Here is an 18,381-nt window from a genome sequence, read left to right on the forward strand (position 1 = left end):
CACCTTGAAAAGCAGGAGAAGAAAATCATTTTTCTCCTATTTTTCCTTTATTATGAAGGGTCTTGCGGATGGTTGTCAATTCAGTTTGCCAATTCGTCATTTTGAAGAACGAAAGCATGTAATAGGACGCCTCCGCATAGATTGTAAAACAGTATCTGATTTCTAGCTTCAATCTTGAAAGAGGAGGTTCATATGGATATTTTAAAGAAAATCGAACAGCACAGAGAAGAAGAGCAGCGTCTCAAATGGGAAGGCACATTCAGCGATTATTTAGACATTATTAAGGAAAATCCACTTGTCGCTCAATCTGCTCATTCTCGCGTTTATCATATGATTAAAGACAGCGGGATTGAAGAGGAGAATGGGGTCAGAACCTACAAATTTTTTGATCAGGAGCTGTTTGGGTTAGAGGAATCACTCGAAAGATTAGTAGAGGAATATTTTCACCCTGCTGCAAAGCGGCTAGACGTCAGGAAGCGTATTTTATTACTGATGGGACCAGTAAGCGGGGGGAAATCGACGCTTGTCACTAGATTGAAAAGAGGACTTGAAGAATATTCATTAACAGATCATGGCGCAGTTTATGCGATCAAAGGCTGCCCTATGCATGAAGATCCGCTTCATCTCATTCCGCAAAATCTGCGGGAGGATTTCTATAGAGAATATGGGATTCGTGTGCAGGGGAATTTGTCGCCTCTGAACATGATGAGACTGGAAGAGGAATATGGCGGCAGAATTGAGGATGTAAAGGTCGAGCGGATCTTTTTTTCTGAAGATAAACGGACCGGCATTGGTACCTTTAGTCCGTCTGATCCGAAATCTCAGGACATTGCCGATTTAACAGGCAGCATCGATTTTTCAACCATTGCTGAATTTGGATCAGAGTCAGATCCCCGCGCCTACCGCTTTGATGGAGAACTCAATAAAGCAAATCGAGGGATGATGGAGTTTCAGGAGATGTTAAAGTGTGATGAGAAATTTCTCTGGCACCTGCTGTCATTAACGCAGGAAGGGAATTTTAAGGCAGGAAGATTCGCCTTGATTAGTGCAGATGAATTGATTGTCGCCCATACAAATGAAACCGAGTACCGGTCGTTTATTTCAAATAAAAAGAACGAGGCTTTGCATTCAAGAATTATTGTGATGCCAATTCCTTATAACTTAAAGGTCACAGAAGAAGAACGCATTTATCATAAAATGATTTCAGAAAGTGATGTCTCAGATGTGCATATTGCCCCGCATACGCTGAAGGTAGCTGCGATGTTCTCCATTTTGACAAGATTGAAAGAGCCGAAGCGTTCTGATATTGATTTGGTGAAAAAAATGCGTCTGTATGACGGAGAAAGTGTCGAAGGCTTCCAATCAGTCGACATTGATGAGATGAAAAAGGAATTTCATGACGAAGGGATGAGCGGAATTGATCCGCGGTATGTGATTAACCGAATTTCATCTACCATTATTCGAAAGAATATGGAATCGATCAATGCACTGGATGTTCTTCGCTCCTTAAAAGAAGGGCTTGATCAGCATCCGTCTATCTCCAGCGAGGACCGGGAGCGTTATTTGAATTTCATTTCAGTCGCGCGAAAAGAGTATGATGATATTGCGAAGAAGGAAGTGCAAAAGGCATTTGTGTATTCCTATGAGGAGTCTGCGAAAACGCTGATGGATAATTACTTAGATAATGTCGAGGCATACTGCAATAAAAACAAGCTGCGTGATCCGTTAACCGGTGAAGAAATGAATCCTGATGAAAAGCTCATGCGTTCAATTGAAGAGCAGATCGGTATTTCTGAAAACGCCAAAAAAGCATTTAGAGAAGAAATTTTGATTCGTATTTCGGCTTATGCGAGAAAGGGAAAACGCTTTGATTATAATTCGCATGAGAGATTGCGGGAGGCCATTCAGAAGAAGCTGTTTGCTGATCTAAAAGATGTGGTGAAAATCACGACATCGACGAAGACACCGGATGAACAGCAGCTGAAGAAGGTCAATGAAGTAGTGGCTAGATTAATTGATGAGCATGGCTATAATTCAACAAGTGCAAATGAACTTTTAAAATATGTAGGCAGTCTTCTGAATCGTTAATATATGAAGGAGGCATTATTGGCGCATCAGCACCGGTAATGTCTTTTTTAGAAATGATCGTCAACTTGGATGACGAGCAGCATAGGATAAAGGAATCGATGGTTAGAAGAATTGTGCAAATAGGTGAGGAGGGGGATGGATGTCCCGGCAAGAAAAAAGTCAGTTTATTGTGTCTCAGGAAGACTGGTCCCTCCATCGAAAAGGCTATGACGACCAGCAGCGTCATCAGAAAAAAGTCAAAGAGGCGATTAAAAATAATTTGCCGGATCTTGTCACAGAAGAAAGCATCATCATGTCGAATGGAAAAGATGTTGTGAAAATTCCGATCCGTTCATTAGATGAATATAAAATTCGGTATAACTACGACAAAAATAAACATGTGGGTCAAGGCGATGGAGACAGCGAGGTTGGCGATGTTGTTGCGCGTGACGGCTCAGACAGCAAGCAGGGTCAAGGAAAGGGGCAGGGTGCTGGAGATCAAGCTGGTGAGGATTATTACGAAGCAGAAGTCTCATTAATGGATCTCGAGGAAGCACTGTTTCGTGAACTGGAGCTGCCAAACCTCAAGCAAAAGGAGCTTGACGACATCATTGTTGAACAAATTGAGTTTAACGATATTCGCAAAACCGGGTTAACAGGAAATATCCACAAAAAACGAACGATGCTGTCGGCATTTAAACGAAATGCGATGACAGGCAGTCCCTCCTTTTATCCAATCTACCCAGAGGATATCAAGTATAAAACGTGGAATGAAGTGACCAAACCAGAGTCGAAAGCCGTCGTTTTGGCGATGATGGATACGAGCGGAAGTATGGGGCTTTGGGAAAAATATATGGCGAGAAGTTTTTTCTTTTGGATGACACGTTTCTTACGGACAAAGTATGAGACGGTCGATATTGAATTTATTGCCCACCATACAGAGGCAAAGGTGGTAGACGAAGAACATTTCTTCTCACGGGGTGAGAGCGGGGGGACCATTTGCTCGTCTGTCTATCGAAAGGCACTAGAGCTCATAGACGAACGATACCCGCCGTCGCGATATAATATTTATCCTTTTCATTTTTCTGATGGTGACAATTTGACCTCAGACAACGCTCGGTGTGTGAAACTTGTTTCTGAAATCATGAAAAAAGCCAATTTATTCTGCTATGGTGAAGTCAATCAATACAACCGGCATTCTACGTTAATGTCAGCATATAAGCACATTCAGGATGAGAAATTTAAGCATTATATTTTGAAGCAAAAATCAGACGTTTTTCTCGCACTAAAAAAATTTTTTCAGCAGGAAGAAGTTCTTTCATAACGAGCACATTTGAAAAAACCTTTCAGCATAAGGGCTGAAAGGTTTTTTGTGTGGAGAAGGAAAGGATCGCCAAAAAAAAAGTAAAACTTTCTCTTTGACATTTCAATTTTCATTTATTAATATTTAATCTTGTTAAATATAAGTTTTTCAAAAAAGATGCCGATCGTCTTTTCTTCTTTTTCTGCTCTTTGCTCATAAGTGAACAATAAGTATAAATGGGCTGCACACCATGATAGGGGCGGGAGTAGATGAAGGGAAAAGGACAGATTGTTGAGCTTGTTTCATATTCTGTCAGATGATGGGCATTCTAAGTTTGCTAAAGCAGATGACACTATATTTTTATACATGAAAGGAGAAACAAAACATGAACAGAGGGCGTTTATTGCTAACGAACATTATTGGCCTTATTGTGATTCTTGCCATTATTGCCGGAGGTGCTTATTACTACTACGAAAGCACAAACTTTGTTAAAACAGACGAGGCAAAAGTGACAGGTGACATGTACCAAATTACAGCACCAGCAGCTGGACAAATCAAAGGCTGGGATATCAACGAAGGTGACGAAGTAGAAAAAGACAGCACAGTTGCAAAAGTTGAAGGACAAACAAAAACAAACATTAAAGCAGTGGCTGATGGCACATTAGTCAAAAAAGAAGTACAAAACAATCAACAAGTGCAGCCTGGTACAGTTCTTGGTGAAACAATTGATTTAAGCAAGCTTTACATCACAGCAAATATTAAAGAAACAGATATTAAAAACATTGAAAAAGGCGACAAAGTCGACATCGTTGTAGATGGAGATCCTGATACAACATTTGAAGGAACTGTTGAACAAATTGGTTATGCGACAAACTCAACATTCAATATGCTGCCAGCAACTAATTCAAGCGGCAACTATACAAAAGTAACGCAAAAAGTAGCAGTGAAAATTTCAATTAAAAACCCATCAGACAAAGTACTTCCAGGTATGAATGCTTCTGTCAAAATTTCATCTTAATGATGATTGATATCAAAAAATGAAAGGAGGTTGTCTGAGATGGCAAATCAACCTGCAGCGACAAAACAGGGAACAGGCTCCTTGTCTTTACTGATCATTTTAATGGCCGGTTTGTTCGTAGCGATTTTAAACCAAACGCTTTTGAACGTAGCCATGCCCCATTTAATGACAGAATTTAATGTGAGTGCAACGACGATTCAGTGGCTGACAACAGGCTACATGCTTGTCAACGGTGTGCTGATTCCGTTGTCTGCGTTTTTAATCACACGTTTTGGGCAGCGCAGCTTATTCCTAGTGGCTATGATCTCGTTTACACTAGGTACATTTATTTGCGGCATTGCGCCAAACTTTTCAACGATGCTCATCGGCCGTTTGATTCAGGCTGTCGGCGGCGGTATCTTACAGCCGCTCGTCATGACAACAATCCTTTTTATTTTCCCTCCGGAAAACAGAGGGAAAGGAATGGGGATTTTCGGTCTTGCGATGATGTTTGCTCCTGCAGTAGGACCAACATTATCTGGTTACATTATTGAACATTATTCTTGGCGTATTATGTTTTATGGACTTGTGCCAATCGGTGCGATTGTCATTATCGCGGCTTTCTTTATGTTTAAAAATATTGTAGAGCCTAAAAAAATCAAGCTGGACAGTCTTGGTGCAATTCTTTCAATCGTCGGTTTTGCTTCCCTTCTATACGGAGTGAGTGAAGCAGGAAGTGATGGTTGGACAGATCCGATCGTCTTATCTACGATAATTATTGGTGCGATTGCGATCATTCTCTTTATTTTCCAACAGTTGAAAGTTGATAATCCGATGCTTGATTTCCGCGTATTTAAATACAGCATTTTCTCATTATCAAGTGTCATTAACGTCATTATTACGGTTGCCTTATATACGGGGATGTTCTTACTTCCGATTTATCTGCAAAACCTCGTTGGGTTTACGGCATTGCAATCTGGGCTATTAATGCTTCCAGGGGCACTTGCGATGCTCATTATGTCCCCGATTTCAGGAATCTTGTTTGATAAATTTGGACCTCGTCCGCTTGCCATTGTGGGGATGCTCATTACCGTTGTCACGACATATGAGTTTACAAAGCTGACCATTGATACTTCCTATAGTCACATAGTGCTCATGTATGCAGTACGTGCATTTGGTATGTCACTCTTGATGATGCCAGTTATGACAGCAGGGATGAACCAATTACCGCAGCACTTAAACAGCCATGGTACAGCGATGTCTAATACATTAAGACAAATTAGCGGTTCCATCGGTACGAGTTTGATCACAACGATTTATACGAATCGGACGACATTCCATTATTCCAATATGGCGGATCAAACAAATACAGCGGACCCGTTCTTTATGAATTCATTCCAGGCGGCTGTATCGAATGTGATGCATCATATGGGTATGACAGCAGAAGCTGCTCAAAAATATGTATCCACCCAGCTCTTTACGAAAGCACAGATCGATTCAAACGTGATGGGTATCAATGACGCTTATATGTGGGTGACATTATTCTGTGCGGCTGGTGTCATTCTCAGCTTGTTCCTGCGAGATGTTCGTAAGGATAAAAAGCGAAAAGAACAGCAGCATAAGAAACAAGAAATATCACTGCTTCCAGCACCTAAGGAAGCAAACCAAGATGCAAGATAAGTGTGGAGGGACCGTACATGAAAATTTATGTTGTATACGATAGTGAAGGTGACCATACAAAAGCACTTGCAGAAGCGATTGCAGCAGGCGCGGGTGAAACAGAGCAAGCTGAAGTATTCATTGATCACGTGAAAGATGCGGATATTCGCAAGCTTGATCAAATGGATGCGATCATTTGGGGCTGCCCTGGTCACTTTGGTACCATTAGTTCTGGGTTAAAGACATGGATTGACCGTCTCGGCTACTTATGGGCAGAAGGAAAACTAATCGATAAAGTCGGTGCTGTTTTCTGTACAACTGCTACAACACACGGCGGTTTAGAAATGACAATGCATAATTTGATCACACCAATGTTCCACCAAGGAATGCTTGTTGTCGGCCTTCCTGGAAATGTTCCAGAGAATGCTTTATACGGCTCTTACTATGGAGCTGGTGTGACATGTCCGATCGATTCAGATGAATTGATTTCGACTGAAGGCATTGAACTTGGAAAAGCACTAGGAAGACGTGTAGCATCAGTCACTGCATCATTTAAGCGATAAGGAGAGGGTTCTTTTGGCGACGATTATTGTAGCGTTAGTAGCTGCTGTTCTAGTCATTATTGGATTAGTAGCGTTCAATGTCAGACACGCATCAGCCGATAAGGAAGAGATCAAAGAAGATGTCTCCAATCAGCCTGACGTGCCGCATAGCGAGCCAGAAGCTGTGGCGAGACATGTAGAGCCTGAAGTTGAAAAAAAAGCGTCAGAGCCTTCTCAAACGGATGATGCTGCGTCTGGCGACGATTTCTATAGACAGGCGCTTCAAAAGTTTAAGCAGCCAGAACCACCTGTCAAAGAAGAAGAACCAGAGACAAAAATGAATGATGATATGTATCGTTCTGCTTTGCAGAAGCTAAAGCAGAAGGACAAATAAAAAAGAGAACCTCTCATCAGGTTCTCTTTTTTTTATGGCACAAAAAAACCGCCGGCAGAAGCCGGGCGGTTTTCCTTCACTCTATAAAGTGCTAAAAGAGCAGATGCTCTTAAATTACGCTTTGTTAACGTTAGCAGCTTGTGGTCCACGGTTACCTTCAACGATTTCGAAAGAAACTGATTGACCTTCTTCTAAAGTTTTGAAGCCTTCGCCTTGGATAGCAGAGAAGTGAACGAATACATCGTCTTGACCTTCTACTTCGATGAATCCGAAACCTTTTTCAGAGTTGAACCATTTTACTTTACCTTCTAACATGAAATTTCCTCCTAAAGCGATCTTAACGCTTAAATTCACTATTCTTGCTCTTACACAAACTTCAAAGACGAAAACTCTTTCAAAACTTTCTTCTTAAAGATGATACGAACAAAAATAATTACCTTTACTTTACCAGTGTTTGCGGGAAAAAACAACTGTTATACGAAAACTTTTTTAAAAATAATTAGTGCTAACAAATTGAGGAAAATGCCTATGTCAAAAGGTCTTTTTTTCTCTCTGAAAAGCTCACTTGATTTCGGCCGGACTCCTTCGCTTTATAGAGCTCCTGATCAGCTATAATCGGTAATTGCTTGATGTCTGCACCAGTTCCATGAGAATAAGCACATCCAATTGATACCGTAGTGTGAATGGACAGACCGTTTTTTAAATAAATCGGCTGATCGGCTATTTTTTTTCGTAAGCGTTCTGCAATCTGCCATGTTTTTTCAATTGTACAATTTGGTAGAAGGACAGCGAATTCTTCACCGCCAATCCGACCAATATAATCAGAGCTTCTTGTGTTTTTAATCAGTCTTGTACCGATTTCTTTTAAAACAATATCTCCCTCATGATGCCCATATTGATCATTGATGGTTTTGAAGTAATCGATGTCTAGGTAAATAAGGGACATTTGATGGATAGGCTGCTTCAACTTCTTAGTAAAAGCATCACTTAATACCTCATCGAACTTCCGTTTATTTAAAACACCTGTTAAAAAGTCATAATGAGCTTGGAATTTATACAAATTTAACAGCTGATATGCTTTTGTTTGATGCTCAATGACATAAAAGTTAAACAATCCAGCAATATATGAGAAAATCCAATAAGTAGAATGCAGCTGAAATGATGTCTCATGCACGATCAAGATGAACAGGCTTGTGGCAACCACATTACCAATCGTAATGGATAACAGCATTTTCACAACATGATTCATATGACGCTCTGCAATCAAAAAAGAAGCGGCTGCGATAAACATCATGGAAAAAATATTGATGGAAGAAGCGATATTGGCTTCAATTAATAATCGGCCAATGATCACAACAAAAGCTGCAATCATTGTTTGGGCGATGCCTCCATAAAAGGCCGTTAAAATAAGGGGAATATGTCTTAAATCGATGATCGCTGGTCCTGTTTTAATAGAAAAGAACATTAAAAGGACACCGAGTAACCCAGAAAGCATGCCTTTGCATATTTGTCTGAGCAAGGTATCTTCTTTCTTTAGAAAATTCTCTTTAAACACAAGTATAAATAAGTAATGGAAAGTGACAAGAATTGTTAAATTAATAAAGAGGTCTCTTAGCAAAATAGAATCACCTTTTTAAAATTACTAAAATTTGTTGCAAAAGAAAAGGGGAAAAAAGATAATTAATAAAAATTTTAATGATGAGGAATTGAAGAAAATGCGAGGAAAACGCTTTCCAGATCAAACGGACTGGCTTTCTTTTTTTGAAAAAATACCAGATGCCGGATTTGAAAAAGAAATGCCGGTTGAATATCAAGATTTGACTTTTCGGTTCGAGAATCATGAGGAGCGATTTGTTGTGAACATGTCGCTTGCTATGAAGGAGTTTAGCTTAAACGTCGTTCGAAAAAAGACCGAATCCGTTTTAGGAATATATGATTTTAAAACAGTGCAGCATGTAGAGATTAAAAAAGATCGGAAGGAAGAAAAGGAGCTGTTGCTGATATTAGAGCATCATGACGACTTCATTACAACAATCGAAATCACATTTCTACCTTCCTTTTGTCTTATGGTCAAAGAACATTTTTCAGGAGAATAAACAGGAGCCTCTTTTTATGAAGGCTCCTGTTTGATTATTTGTGCTCGATGTCATTGATGACTTGCTGGATCGATTCATCATCCATCACATTCATCACACTTTCATCAATGTGAAAAGATTGCGCATAAGACTCTCTTGGCTGATGAGTTCTTGATGGTGATTGGTGCTGGTTCGTTTGATTTGGCTGGACAGCTGTGAATGCCTGCTTGATCATTTGGCCAACTTCACCTGTTCCTTTTGATTCCTTATGTGAGCGGGACTCATGACGAGATGAATCTTGGTGCTGATGGTTTGCGCCTTTCATCATTGAAGACATATTCATTTGTGTCATGCTTTTCAGCCTTCTTCGTAAAACCGGGGAGAATAATGCAATGATAGCTGTTGATACTGCGATCATTGCGCCAGTGCTCATACCTTTTCTTTTTTTAAACAAACGAATCCCTCCATTTGATCGTGATGATCTTTCATCAAGTTTAGGATGACCAATCACAGCTGAATTATGAATTCATTTTGCGGAAAGAGAGGATATGTGCATAAAAAGCCGGCTGGATGAAAAACCTATGAGCAAAAGGAGGGAATAATTGATGAATAAGAAATGGATGCTATCTTTACTGCTCGTGCCAACATTAATCACCGCTGGGTGTGGAATGAACAACCAAGGCGATGAGCGTAGAGGAACAATGAAACGGCAGTATGAAAATGTCACATATAAGAATGACAACATGAGGCAGGATCAGCCAGATGTTCAAACACCTCAGAAGGTCAAAGTGTCAGATAAGGCGTCAGAGCTCGTAGCCAATATGTCTGAAGTGAAAACAGCGAACGTACTTGTCACAGGAAAAAATGCATTTGTTGCCGTTGTACTTGAAGGCAATAAAAGCGGTGATGTGACGGACGATCTGAAAAAGAAAATTTCAGACAAAGTCAAATCAACGGATCAACAAATCGACAACGTGTATGTATCTGCTAATCCAGACTTTGTCGATCGTATGCAAGGTTACGGAAAACGTATTAAAAGCGGAGAGCCGATTTCAGGATTTTTCGATGAATTTACTGAAACGGTTAGACGTGTCTTCCCTGAATCAAAATAGCTACGACAAAAGCCGTATGTCATATGCGGCTTTTTTGTTTGGAACCGCACCTCGCGCACCTGACTGCATAAAGTAAAAAATATATCACCTCTTGTTGATCTTTGTTTCTTCATAGAGAGAGAAAGAGGGTGCAGGATGAATTCAGGTGGGGAGCAAATGAAAGCAGGGCCGTCATTGATTCATAAAAAACTTGTAGGCGGAATGATTGCAGCAGGTCTGATTTTTTATGCTTTCACCGCGTACTTGATTTATGTTGCGTTTCAGCTGACAGGACAATATTTGGAGCAGTCTTCTCCTAAAACGGTTATCACGGAGGGACTCAATAAGCAAGTCTATGAACATATTCGAATCTACTATGCAAAGGAAGAGGATGCTTTTGTTGATCTGACCATAGAGGCCATGAAACAGGCAGAGAAGAGAACATCGTCAGTGTTTCAGTTTGAAGCTGACAGACCTTTAGACGTTATTTATTTTGATGATAAAGAGACGATCGAACAAATGGCTGGAATTAAGCATATAACCGGATTTTACTCTGATCATGATCAAATGATTGGGTTATATCCAGATAAACGGGAAGCATTATTGAAGAAAGAGACACTGCCTTTATACTTTTTCAATACGCTTTTTATTCATGAGTATGCTCATTTTGTTTTCTATGAAAAGGTCCATTCATATGAAGTATCTCCAGGCATTTTTCCGCTTTGGTTCCACGAGGGAACAGCAGAGTGGACGGCCTATGACGTGTTAAATGCTACGTCTGAACGCTTCGACGTGATTCCATTTCAATCTCTTCATTCTGATCAAGACTGGCAGAACTCCCGGGTAACGTATGAGACAGATGTCTATTTACAAAGCTATTATATGATCTATGAGCTGGTGCAGCTTTACGGACGAGACATCATACATGAGATCATGGAGGAAACTGCGAAAACGGGCCAATTTGCTAGCGGCTTTGAACAGGCGACGGGGGAGAGGCTCACAGATTTTGAAAAACAGTTTAAAGTGATGTATCAAAGAAAAAACGGCTGACCAGAGAAGGGGTCAGCCGTTTTTTTTAATGAAGCGGTTTTTGTTGATCTGCCTTGCTAGGAGGCATTTGGACCTGCCCCTGAAGCGGTGCAAAAGCTGATGTCATGGCTGTCATGTCTTGTTTGGAAAGCTGAGGAACTTGATAGTAGCCATGCTTGTTTTGATACAAGAAAATTTCATATGCCATTTCGATAAAGTTTGGAATCTGCGCAGCTAGCACACGTCTGACGACAGGGTTTGTAACTTCTAAAGCGGACATGGAAAGTAACCCAGCGTGTGATTTGACTAGGCTGAGCATATGTCCTGTGATGCCTAAGTCTTTTACATCCTGTAATGATTGATTCGGCTTCTTCGGTTGAGAAGGTTTGATTCCGTATGTCACTTGTGTGTGTTCTTTCATCATATAAGTAGCGGTTTCTTCACTAGGCTTTTGGCCTGTAGAAAAACAATCTACAGTGACATTGTACTGAGATAAAACGAATTGATATTGTCGATCCAAGATGTCGGATAATGCAGGATCTTGAATAAATTGCCGCAGGATCATATATTGATCCAAAATATTAATCGTGCCGGCTAAAATTTCATGTAAATCGAATAATTCATGCCCGCCATGGTTGAGTTCAGGCTGCTGAGCGTTTCCTTGAAACATTGGCTGCTGATCGTTTTGCATTGAGATTCCTCCTTTTGTTTATACAATCTGTTTTAATGTGAGGATGTTTTCTCGTTTTCATGCAAAAAACATTATTTACAATTAGAGGGTTTTCTTTCTTTTTGTCGAAAAAAAGTATCAGACGAATGAACATGGGGGTACCAGATGCAGGACAAAATCATTAATCGTTTGATAGAAGACGAACATGTGCAGGCACCAGTGATCGGCATCGGTGTTTCGCCGTTTGAACAGCATCATCTTGAGGCTTTTTTTCAATCGTTGCCACCTGAATTAAATGCCTCTTTTATTGTTGTGCAAAATCATGTGACAGGCGATTGTATAACAGATTTAGAAGCACTTGTTTTACCGATTGGCTACCGGGCAAAAACGATTAAACATGGTGAGAAAGTCATGAAGAAGACCATCTATTTTTGTCCGCAGCATGCGGCTGTGACGTTAACAGAAGATCATCGGCTTCATGTATCAGAGCAGCTGCCAACAAACAAGGCATGCTCTGTCGACTCGCTTTTTAAGTCACTTGCCAGTGTTCAAAAGGAAGAGGCGTTTGCGATCTTTTTTCAAAAAGGTCATTGTGTGGGGAGTGGATTGCTTCGGTTGGTTGAGCAAGGCGGTACAGCCTTATCATGCAGTGAGGTAGAGAGTGGTTTTGACAGCATGTATCATCACACATTCAAAAATCCATCCACTCTTGCAGCTTATATGGCCAATATCATCAATGTCCCGCATGCGGATGAGACGGATCCAGCTTTACTAAGAATCATTGAACGTCTCGAAATGTATAAAGGGATTGCCTTTTCAGCCTATGAAAAGAAAAGGCTGCTTTCTGTTATTCAAAAACGCATGCGCACTGCAAACGAACCGATGTCATTATTAACAGAGTACGATCGTTTATTAGAAAGAGAACCAGATGAGCTTGACCGCCTGCATGCCCAGCTCCTAAGCGGCACGACTGCTTTCTTTAGAGATATGGAGGCTTTTCGAGTATGTGAACAGAAGGTGATCCCGTCAATCATTGACCATTCGATGAACAACGGGAAATCTCGATGCCGAATTTGGATTGCGGGATGTTCGACAGGGGAAGAAGCTTATTCTTTTACGATTTTATTTTTAGAAGAAATGAAGCGAAGAGATGTGTCCATTGAACTTCAAGTCTTTGCGACAGATATCAACCGAAAAGCAATTCAAATAGCTAGTAAAGGTCTTTATTCGATAGAGTCTATGGCAAGCATACCGGAAAAATGGCGGGCGCGATATTTCGAAAAAAAAGGTGACGCTTTTATTGTGAAGCAGTCGCTTAGAAAACATATTGTTTTTGCTCCTCACAATTTATTGATTGATTCACCTTTTATCCACCTCGATTTTATCAGTTGCCGAAATGTTCTGATGTACTTTGAGCCAGAAGTACAAAAACGAGTATTATCCCGATTCCAATATGCTTTAAAAGATCAAGGGGTGTTAATCTTAGGGCCAAATGAAACTGTTCCCAATATTCCTCGATTGTTTCAATTATTCAATGAGAAGTGGAACATTTACACCTATTCAAATGTTCCTGCATCTAGTGTCCCTTGGGTATATGACGCTCGTGATGCCGAGTTAAAAAAGCGAGCTGCTCAATATATGGAAGAAGTGAGCGAAGAATATGATGCATGCATGGTGATCAATGATTGTGACAAAATTCTGGCGATGTCAAATGGGGCCTATTCCTTCTTAGACCGTACAGAAGTGTCAGATCAATCATGTGAATATGTGACACCTGATTATTTGAAAGAGATGTTGAGTCAAACCTTTCAAAAGGTATGGACGGACGAGACAGAGGTTGTGTTTCAGCATGTCCTCATTTCGGAAAAAGGAAAAAAGCAGTATGCGGATTTTATTGTAAAGAGTTTTGATCACCGTTTTAAAGGGGTATACGTCATTCTCATTCGAATGAATGAGAGAGGGAAAATTCAAGAGAACAGCAGGGAAAAAGGGATGCCAGATCAGAATTCAGTTTATCAACAGCGTATTGTCGATTTAGAAAATGAACTCAATGAAATTAAACAAAAAGAGCAGGAGGCAAGGGCTCAATTAAAAGTGAAAAACACGCAAATAGCGGAGCTTGAGAAAAAACATGAACATTTTATTAATATCATAAACAACTTAAGGGTAACAAGGGAAGAACTGTATAGACCTTCTGTTAAGCCTCAGCTTGCGACGTTGTTTGTGGACCGGGACATGAATATTCGCTATTACACTCCTACAGCCGCCTCTTTATTTACTTCAGCTCAAATAAGGCAACAGCAATCCTTTCAGGCGATGGCTAAGAAGCTTACGCAGGAAACGCTCTATCATGACATTCAATCGGTTATCTTGGACAGGCGCGTCATCGAACGAGAAATTGAGACGAATGAAGGAGAACAATTCACTGTTCACATCACACCTATCTTTGATCAAGATCATGAGGGAGCGGTGATGACGTGGATTAAAATGACGGAAATGACAAAAATCAAACAGTCACTCCATCTAGCAGTAACAGCACTGGATAACAGCCATATCCATATTGTTGTTGCAACTGAGGAAGGGGTCATCCAATGCGTAAATCAGCGCTTTTGCCAGTTTGTACAGCAGCATGAATATGACCTGATCGGCAAAGATATTTTTTCTGTCTATCATTCGCTATGTCAATGTGATGATTTAGAAAAGCAATGGGACGTTTGTTTAAAAGAAGGCAGCTGGACTGGTGAGCTGTTCTTTCAGGATTTATCAGGCCGTGAACGATGGGAGAGGGTCTCTTTACACCGAATTGATGATCCTGACAAAATGCAGTCAACCGTGATGCGGATTTCAGAGGACATTACCAATCAAAAGCAGTCAGAGAAAATGCTGATGAAGTCAGAGATGCTGTCCGCAGTTGGTCAGCTTGCAGCCGGCATCGCCCATGAGATACGGAACCCGCTGACGTCGTTAAAGGGATTTTTACAGCTGATGATTCAAAGTAAGAAATATCAGAAGGATTATGCAGATGTCATGATGTCTGAATTTAATCGGCTTGAAGCGATTATTAATGAATTCCTTGTGCTCTCTAGAAGCAAATCGGTGAAATTTGAGCCGGTACATGTCAATCTTCTGCTCGAAGAAGTGATCATGGTCGTTGAATCACAGGCGGTTTTAAAAGGCGTGTCTATTCAGAAGAATTTGTCTCCGTCGCTGCCAAACATTCAAGGTATACCAAATGAGCTGAAACAAGTTTTCTTAAACATTCTTAAAAACGGTATTGAAGCGATGGATGGTGTGACAGGTGTCATTCAAGTCACATCCGTATTGGAACATAATCAGATGATGCTGATTTTTGAAGACCAGGGAAAGGGCATACCAGAAGAAGAAATAGGGAAACTAGGTGAACCTTTTTATACAACGAAAGAAAAAGGGACTGGTCTTGGTTTAATGATGACGATTAAAATCATTGAAAGCCATGGCGGCAGCATTCGTTTTGAAAGCAAAAGCTTTGAGGGGACACGAGTGATTATTACGTTTCCAATGAGCTGACAGACATAAGATTTACAAGAAATCCATCTACCATCAATATTTACTTAGTACACTAAGAGAGAAAAAGCTCGGAAGGGGAGGGTCTAATGAAACGTGTTCGATCCATTCGAATGATCTGCTGTCTGGTTTTAGTGATCTTTAGTCTGCAATCCTTACTGCCTGGCATGATCACAGCAGAACAAGCCATTGCGTCTGAAAAGAAGGAAACGGTTTGGAACCAAAAGAAGCCAATGAAAATCAAAAAAGCCCGTCAGCTGATCGGAGAGACGGTGACGGTGAGTGGAATTGTGACAGCAGACCAATCGGCTATAGGCAATGGGAAACTGTCAACGTACATTCAAGACAAATCAGCTGGAGTCAATATTTATTCAGCACAGCAAAGCAATTTCCCAGAACTAAAAGCAGGCATGAAGGTGACAGTAACGGGGAAGATCACGTCTTATAAAGGACTGATTGAAATTGTGCCGGATCGAGACCGTCTGAAGATCGATGGTGTGAATCAAACTTTGCCAAAGCCAAAGCGAGTCTCCGTGAAACAACTAGAAACGGATCAGGCACGTAAACATGAAGGAAAACTTGTGAAGGTCAAAGGCTATGTTGAATCAAAACCAGAGCAGCCGGCTGGTGATGGATACAATGTAGTGATCATTGATAAAAAATATCACAGCACCATCCTTAGAGTGATGGTGGATACAAGTGCCATTGATGAAGTAAAGACAGGGAAATGGTATGAGTTTACAGGAGTGTTAAGCAGATATGATACGCTGCAGGTGCTTCCAAGACACAAAGGTGATATCAGTCTGCTGAAACGCCAGCCAAAGCCGCCAAAAATGAAGAAAGAATACGAGGCAACAGTTGACCGGGTGGTAGATGGAGATACGATTCATTTAAAGAAGCCTGTGCTTGGTACAACAAAGGTGCGTTTTGTGAATATGGACACGCCGGAAACGTACCATAAGCCAAAAAATGAATTAGATCAAAACCAGCTGCGTTTTGGACAAAAGGCGGCGGACTATTTAAATACGCTTCTTTCAAGCGGAGATAAAGTCACATTAAAGATTGGTCCTGAAGCGAAGGACGCCTATGGACGTCTTTTAGCTCAAGTGAAAACCAAAAAAGGGGTTAATACGAATTTAGAGCTTGTGAAAAAAGGATATGCCCCTACGTATTTCATCTGGCCGGTTGGAGATGAAAAGGACTATCAGATGTTCCAAAAAGCTGTCAAAGAGGCAAAAGAAAAAGGGCTGGGCATATGGAACGAAGCGGACCCGCTGCTGGAACAGCCGTTTGAATTTAGGGCACGTGAACAGAAAAAAGGACTGACACGCTACGTCGGTGATTCATCAGCGAAAACGTACGTATCGCCTGACAGCTGGAAAGAAATCGCTGTAGATAAACGCATCTTTTTTGCTTCAAAAGAAGAAGCAGAACAGGCTGGCTATCAGCCGGCAGAGGAAGCTAGGGAAGTCCCGTTAACCATTTTAAGCATGAATGATTTACACGGAAAAATTGATCAACAATACGAACTGGATCTAAAAGGTGATGGCAATAAAGGGACGTACGGACGGATGGATTATGTGGCGGCTTATATGAAACAAAAACAAGCAGCAAACAAAAATACGATCACAGTCCATGCTGGAGATATGATTGGCGGCAGCTCTCCAATATCGTCTCTTCTGCAAGATGAACCAACAGTTGAACTCATGGAGAACATTGGCTTTGATGTTGGCACGGTCGGCAACCATGAATTTGATGAAGGGGTGGACGAGCTATTACGTATCATAAATGGCGGAGATCATCCTAAAGGCACAAAGGGATATGACGGCCAGAATTTTCCGCTCGTTTGTGCAAACTGTGAATACAAGGATACAGGCAAACCACTTTTACCTGCTTATGAAATCATGGATGTCGAGGGAATTCCTGTAGCATTTATCGGTGTTGTGACAAAGTCAGCCGCAGGAATGGTCATGCCAGAAGGGATTAAAGACATTCAGTTTACAGATGAAGTCAAAGCCGTAAATGAAGCCGCGCAGGAACTAAAACAAAAAGGGATCAAAGCCATAGCGGTTTTAGCTCATATGACAGCATCGCAAAATGGAGACACCATCACTGGAGAAAGTGCGAAGCTTGCCAAAGAAGGCGATGATGAAATTGATGTCATCTTTGCGGGGCATAATCACGAAGTGGTAAACGGAGAGGTCAATGGGAAATTAATTGTTCAAGCCTTTGAATATGGGAAGGCCATTGGTGAGGTCAATGTAACACTTGACCGCAAAACGAAGGATATTGTCAAAAAGAGTGCAAATATCCAGTACGTAGACCAATCTGGTATTGAAAAGGACAAGGAAGCAGCCGGCATCCTAGCTCATTACGGGAAAGAAGTTGAGCCGATTATTAGTGAGGTAGTTGGAGAAGCTGGTATCAAAATGGAAGGCGGCTATTCAAATGATGGAGACACGCCGCTCGGTAATTTGATTGCTGATGGTATGAGGTATTCTATGAAAAGTGATTTTGCTATGATGAATGGCGGCGGCATCAGACAAAACCTTGAAAAAGGGCCGATTACGTGGGGAGATCTGTTTAATATTCAGCCTTTCGGCAACGTATTAGTTAAACTTGAGATTAAGGGCAAAGACTTGGCGGAGATCATTGAAGCGCAAATTTCTCCTCAATTTGGACCAGATTATAGCATTTCGGGCTTTTCATATTCCTATGATCCGGTAACATATAAAGTAGTCGACTTAAAGCTGCCAGATGGATCAGCCGTTGCGCTTGATCAAACATATACACTCACGGTGAATAACTTTATGGCAACTGCAACTGGCAGTAAGTATGCACCGATAGGAAGGCTGGGGAAAAATCCTGAAACAGGCCCAGAGGATTTAGAAGCCACTGTCGCTTTTGTGAAGAGCTTTGAAGGGGCTTCCATTGTGTATCAAAAAGAGGGACGCATTCAAAAAGCAAAACAAGAAGAAAAAGCAGCAAGCTAAAGAGCGTATCATCTAAGA

15 protein-coding genes are annotated in these 18,381 nt (G+C 41.0%); 11 read left to right on the plus strand and 4 right to left on the minus strand.

Going from position 1 to position 18,381, the window contains the following annotated elements; translation table 11 throughout:
• The first annotated feature begins 192 nt into the window (after positions 1–192).
• From H7F25_RS02900 to H7F25_RS02925, 6 genes are all read left to right on the plus strand, one after another.
• Positions 193–2,088, plus strand: a complete 1,896-nt coding sequence (locus tag H7F25_RS02900; RefSeq protein ID WP_185854199.1) for a PrkA family serine protein kinase — start codon at positions 193–195, stop codon at positions 2,086–2,088.
• Between the two features lie 139 nt (positions 2,089–2,227).
• The gene (gene yhbH, locus H7F25_RS02905; RefSeq protein ID WP_024426618.1) at positions 2,228–3,391 is read left to right on the plus strand and encodes a sporulation protein YhbH; all 1,164 of its coding nucleotides are present in this window, start codon (positions 2,228–2,230) and stop codon (positions 3,389–3,391) included.
• A 364-nt stretch (positions 3,392–3,755) separates the two neighbouring features.
• Positions 3,756–4,388 carry a biotin/lipoyl-containing protein gene (locus H7F25_RS02910; RefSeq protein ID WP_024425324.1) on the plus strand — a complete coding sequence of 211 codons (633 nt, stop codon included), beginning with the start codon at positions 3,756–3,758 and terminating at the stop codon, positions 4,386–4,388.
• A 39-nt stretch (positions 4,389–4,427) separates the two neighbouring features.
• The gene (locus H7F25_RS02915; protein WP_024425323.1) at positions 4,428–6,047 is read left to right on the plus strand and encodes a DHA2 family efflux MFS transporter permease subunit; all 1,620 of its coding nucleotides are present in this window, start codon (positions 4,428–4,430) and stop codon (positions 6,045–6,047) included.
• Positions 6,048–6,064: 17 nt separating this feature from the next.
• Complete coding sequence (locus H7F25_RS02920) at positions 6,065–6,589, plus strand: NAD(P)H-dependent oxidoreductase (RefSeq protein ID WP_024425322.1); 525 nt, start codon at positions 6,065–6,067, stop codon at positions 6,587–6,589.
• Positions 6,590–6,602: 13 nt separating this feature from the next.
• On the plus strand, positions 6,603–6,962 hold the full coding sequence (locus H7F25_RS02925; RefSeq protein ID WP_024425321.1) for a hypothetical protein: 360 nt from the start codon (positions 6,603–6,605) through the stop codon (positions 6,960–6,962).
• Between the two features lie 114 nt (positions 6,963–7,076).
• Here H7F25_RS02925 and cspB read toward each other — a convergent pair whose 3' ends face one another.
• Together cspB and H7F25_RS02935 are read right to left on the minus strand one after the other, a co-directional pair.
• On the minus strand, positions 7,077–7,277 hold the full coding sequence (gene cspB / locus H7F25_RS02930; RefSeq protein WP_008349061.1) for a cold shock-like protein CspB: 201 nt from the start codon (positions 7,275–7,277) through the stop codon (positions 7,077–7,079).
• 211 nt (positions 7,278–7,488) lie between these two features.
• A complete protein-coding gene (locus H7F25_RS02935) occupies positions 7,489–8,580 on the minus strand; it encodes a GGDEF domain-containing protein (protein ID WP_024425320.1) in 1,092 nt (363 codons plus the stop codon).
• Positions 8,581–8,677: 97 nt separating this feature from the next.
• On the opposite strand from H7F25_RS02935, the gene H7F25_RS02940 reads away from it, so the two are divergent.
• Positions 8,678–9,058 (plus strand): hypothetical protein, encoded by a 381-nt coding sequence (locus tag H7F25_RS02940; RefSeq protein WP_185854200.1) that lies wholly within the window; start codon positions 8,678–8,680, stop codon positions 9,056–9,058.
• Between the two features lie 34 nt (positions 9,059–9,092).
• Here the strand turns inward: H7F25_RS02940 and H7F25_RS02945 are convergent, their stop codons facing one another.
• The gene (locus tag H7F25_RS02945) at positions 9,093–9,491 is read right to left on the minus strand and encodes a spore coat protein (RefSeq protein WP_185854201.1); all 399 of its coding nucleotides are present in this window, start codon (positions 9,489–9,491) and stop codon (positions 9,093–9,095) included.
• A gap of 151 nt (positions 9,492–9,642) precedes the next feature.
• Between H7F25_RS02945 and H7F25_RS02950 the strand changes: the two genes are divergently transcribed.
• Complete coding sequence (locus H7F25_RS02950) at positions 9,643–10,149, plus strand: YhcN/YlaJ family sporulation lipoprotein (RefSeq protein WP_034623898.1); 507 nt, start codon at positions 9,643–9,645, stop codon at positions 10,147–10,149.
• A 156-nt stretch (positions 10,150–10,305) separates the two neighbouring features.
• Positions 10,306–11,178, plus strand: a complete 873-nt coding sequence (locus H7F25_RS02955; RefSeq protein ID WP_185854522.1) for a hypothetical protein — start codon at positions 10,306–10,308, stop codon at positions 11,176–11,178.
• A 25-nt stretch (positions 11,179–11,203) separates the two neighbouring features.
• On the opposite strand, the gene H7F25_RS02960 is transcribed toward H7F25_RS02955, so the two are convergent.
• Positions 11,204–11,848: a spore coat protein gene (locus tag H7F25_RS02960; protein ID WP_151039200.1), complete on the minus strand. Its 645-nt coding sequence runs from the start codon at positions 11,846–11,848 to the stop codon at positions 11,204–11,206.
• Positions 11,849–11,992: 144 nt separating this feature from the next.
• Here H7F25_RS02960 and H7F25_RS02965 point away from each other — a divergent pair, with 144 nt between their 5' ends.
• Positions 11,993–15,373 carry a CheR family methyltransferase gene (locus H7F25_RS02965; RefSeq protein ID WP_185854202.1) on the plus strand — a complete coding sequence of 1,127 codons (3,381 nt, stop codon included), beginning with the start codon at positions 11,993–11,995 and terminating at the stop codon, positions 15,371–15,373.
• A gap of 86 nt (positions 15,374–15,459) precedes the next feature.
• On the plus strand, positions 15,460–18,363 hold the full coding sequence (locus H7F25_RS02970; RefSeq protein WP_044333650.1) for a 5'-nucleotidase C-terminal domain-containing protein: 2,904 nt from the start codon (positions 15,460–15,462) through the stop codon (positions 18,361–18,363).
• The last annotated feature ends 18 nt before the right edge of the window (positions 18,364–18,381 follow it).

This window comes from Bacillus sp. PAMC28571 (assembly GCF_014250435.1).
Taxonomy (GTDB): Bacteria; Bacillota; Bacilli; order Bacillales; family Bacillaceae; genus Bacillus; species Bacillus safensis.

Excerpts from the sequence above, each read along its gene's own strand:
- H7F25_RS02900 (WP_185854199.1), top strand. The coding sequence starts at position 193 with ATGGATATTTTAAAGAAAATCGAACAGCACAGAGAAGAAGAGCAGCGT.
- yhbH (WP_024426618.1), top strand. The coding sequence starts at position 2,228 with ATGTCCCGGCAAGAAAAAAGTCAGTTTATTGTGTCTCAGGAAGACTGG.
- H7F25_RS02910 (WP_024425324.1), top strand. The coding sequence starts at position 3,756 with ATGAACAGAGGGCGTTTATTGCTAACGAACATTATTGGCCTTATTGTG.
- H7F25_RS02915 (WP_024425323.1), top strand. The coding sequence starts at position 4,428 with ATGGCAAATCAACCTGCAGCGACAAAACAGGGAACAGGCTCCTTGTCT.
- H7F25_RS02920 (WP_024425322.1), top strand. The coding sequence starts at position 6,065 with ATGAAAATTTATGTTGTATACGATAGTGAAGGTGACCATACAAAAGCA.
- cspB (WP_008349061.1), bottom strand. The coding sequence starts at position 7,277 with ATGTTAGAAGGTAAAGTAAAATGGTTCAACTCTGAAAAAGGTTTCGGA.
- H7F25_RS02940 (WP_185854200.1), top strand. The coding sequence starts at position 8,678 with ATGCGAGGAAAACGCTTTCCAGATCAAACGGACTGGCTTTCTTTTTTT.
- H7F25_RS02950 (WP_034623898.1), top strand. The coding sequence starts at position 9,643 with ATGAATAAGAAATGGATGCTATCTTTACTGCTCGTGCCAACATTAATC.
- H7F25_RS02955 (WP_185854522.1), top strand. The coding sequence starts at position 10,306 with ATGAAAGCAGGGCCGTCATTGATTCATAAAAAACTTGTAGGCGGAATG.
- H7F25_RS02960 (WP_151039200.1), bottom strand. The coding sequence starts at position 11,848 with ATGCAAAACGATCAGCAGCCAATGTTTCAAGGAAACGCTCAGCAGCCT.
- H7F25_RS02965 (WP_185854202.1), top strand. The coding sequence starts at position 11,993 with ATGCAGGACAAAATCATTAATCGTTTGATAGAAGACGAACATGTGCAG.
- H7F25_RS02970 (WP_044333650.1), top strand. The coding sequence starts at position 15,460 with ATGAAACGTGTTCGATCCATTCGAATGATCTGCTGTCTGGTTTTAGTG.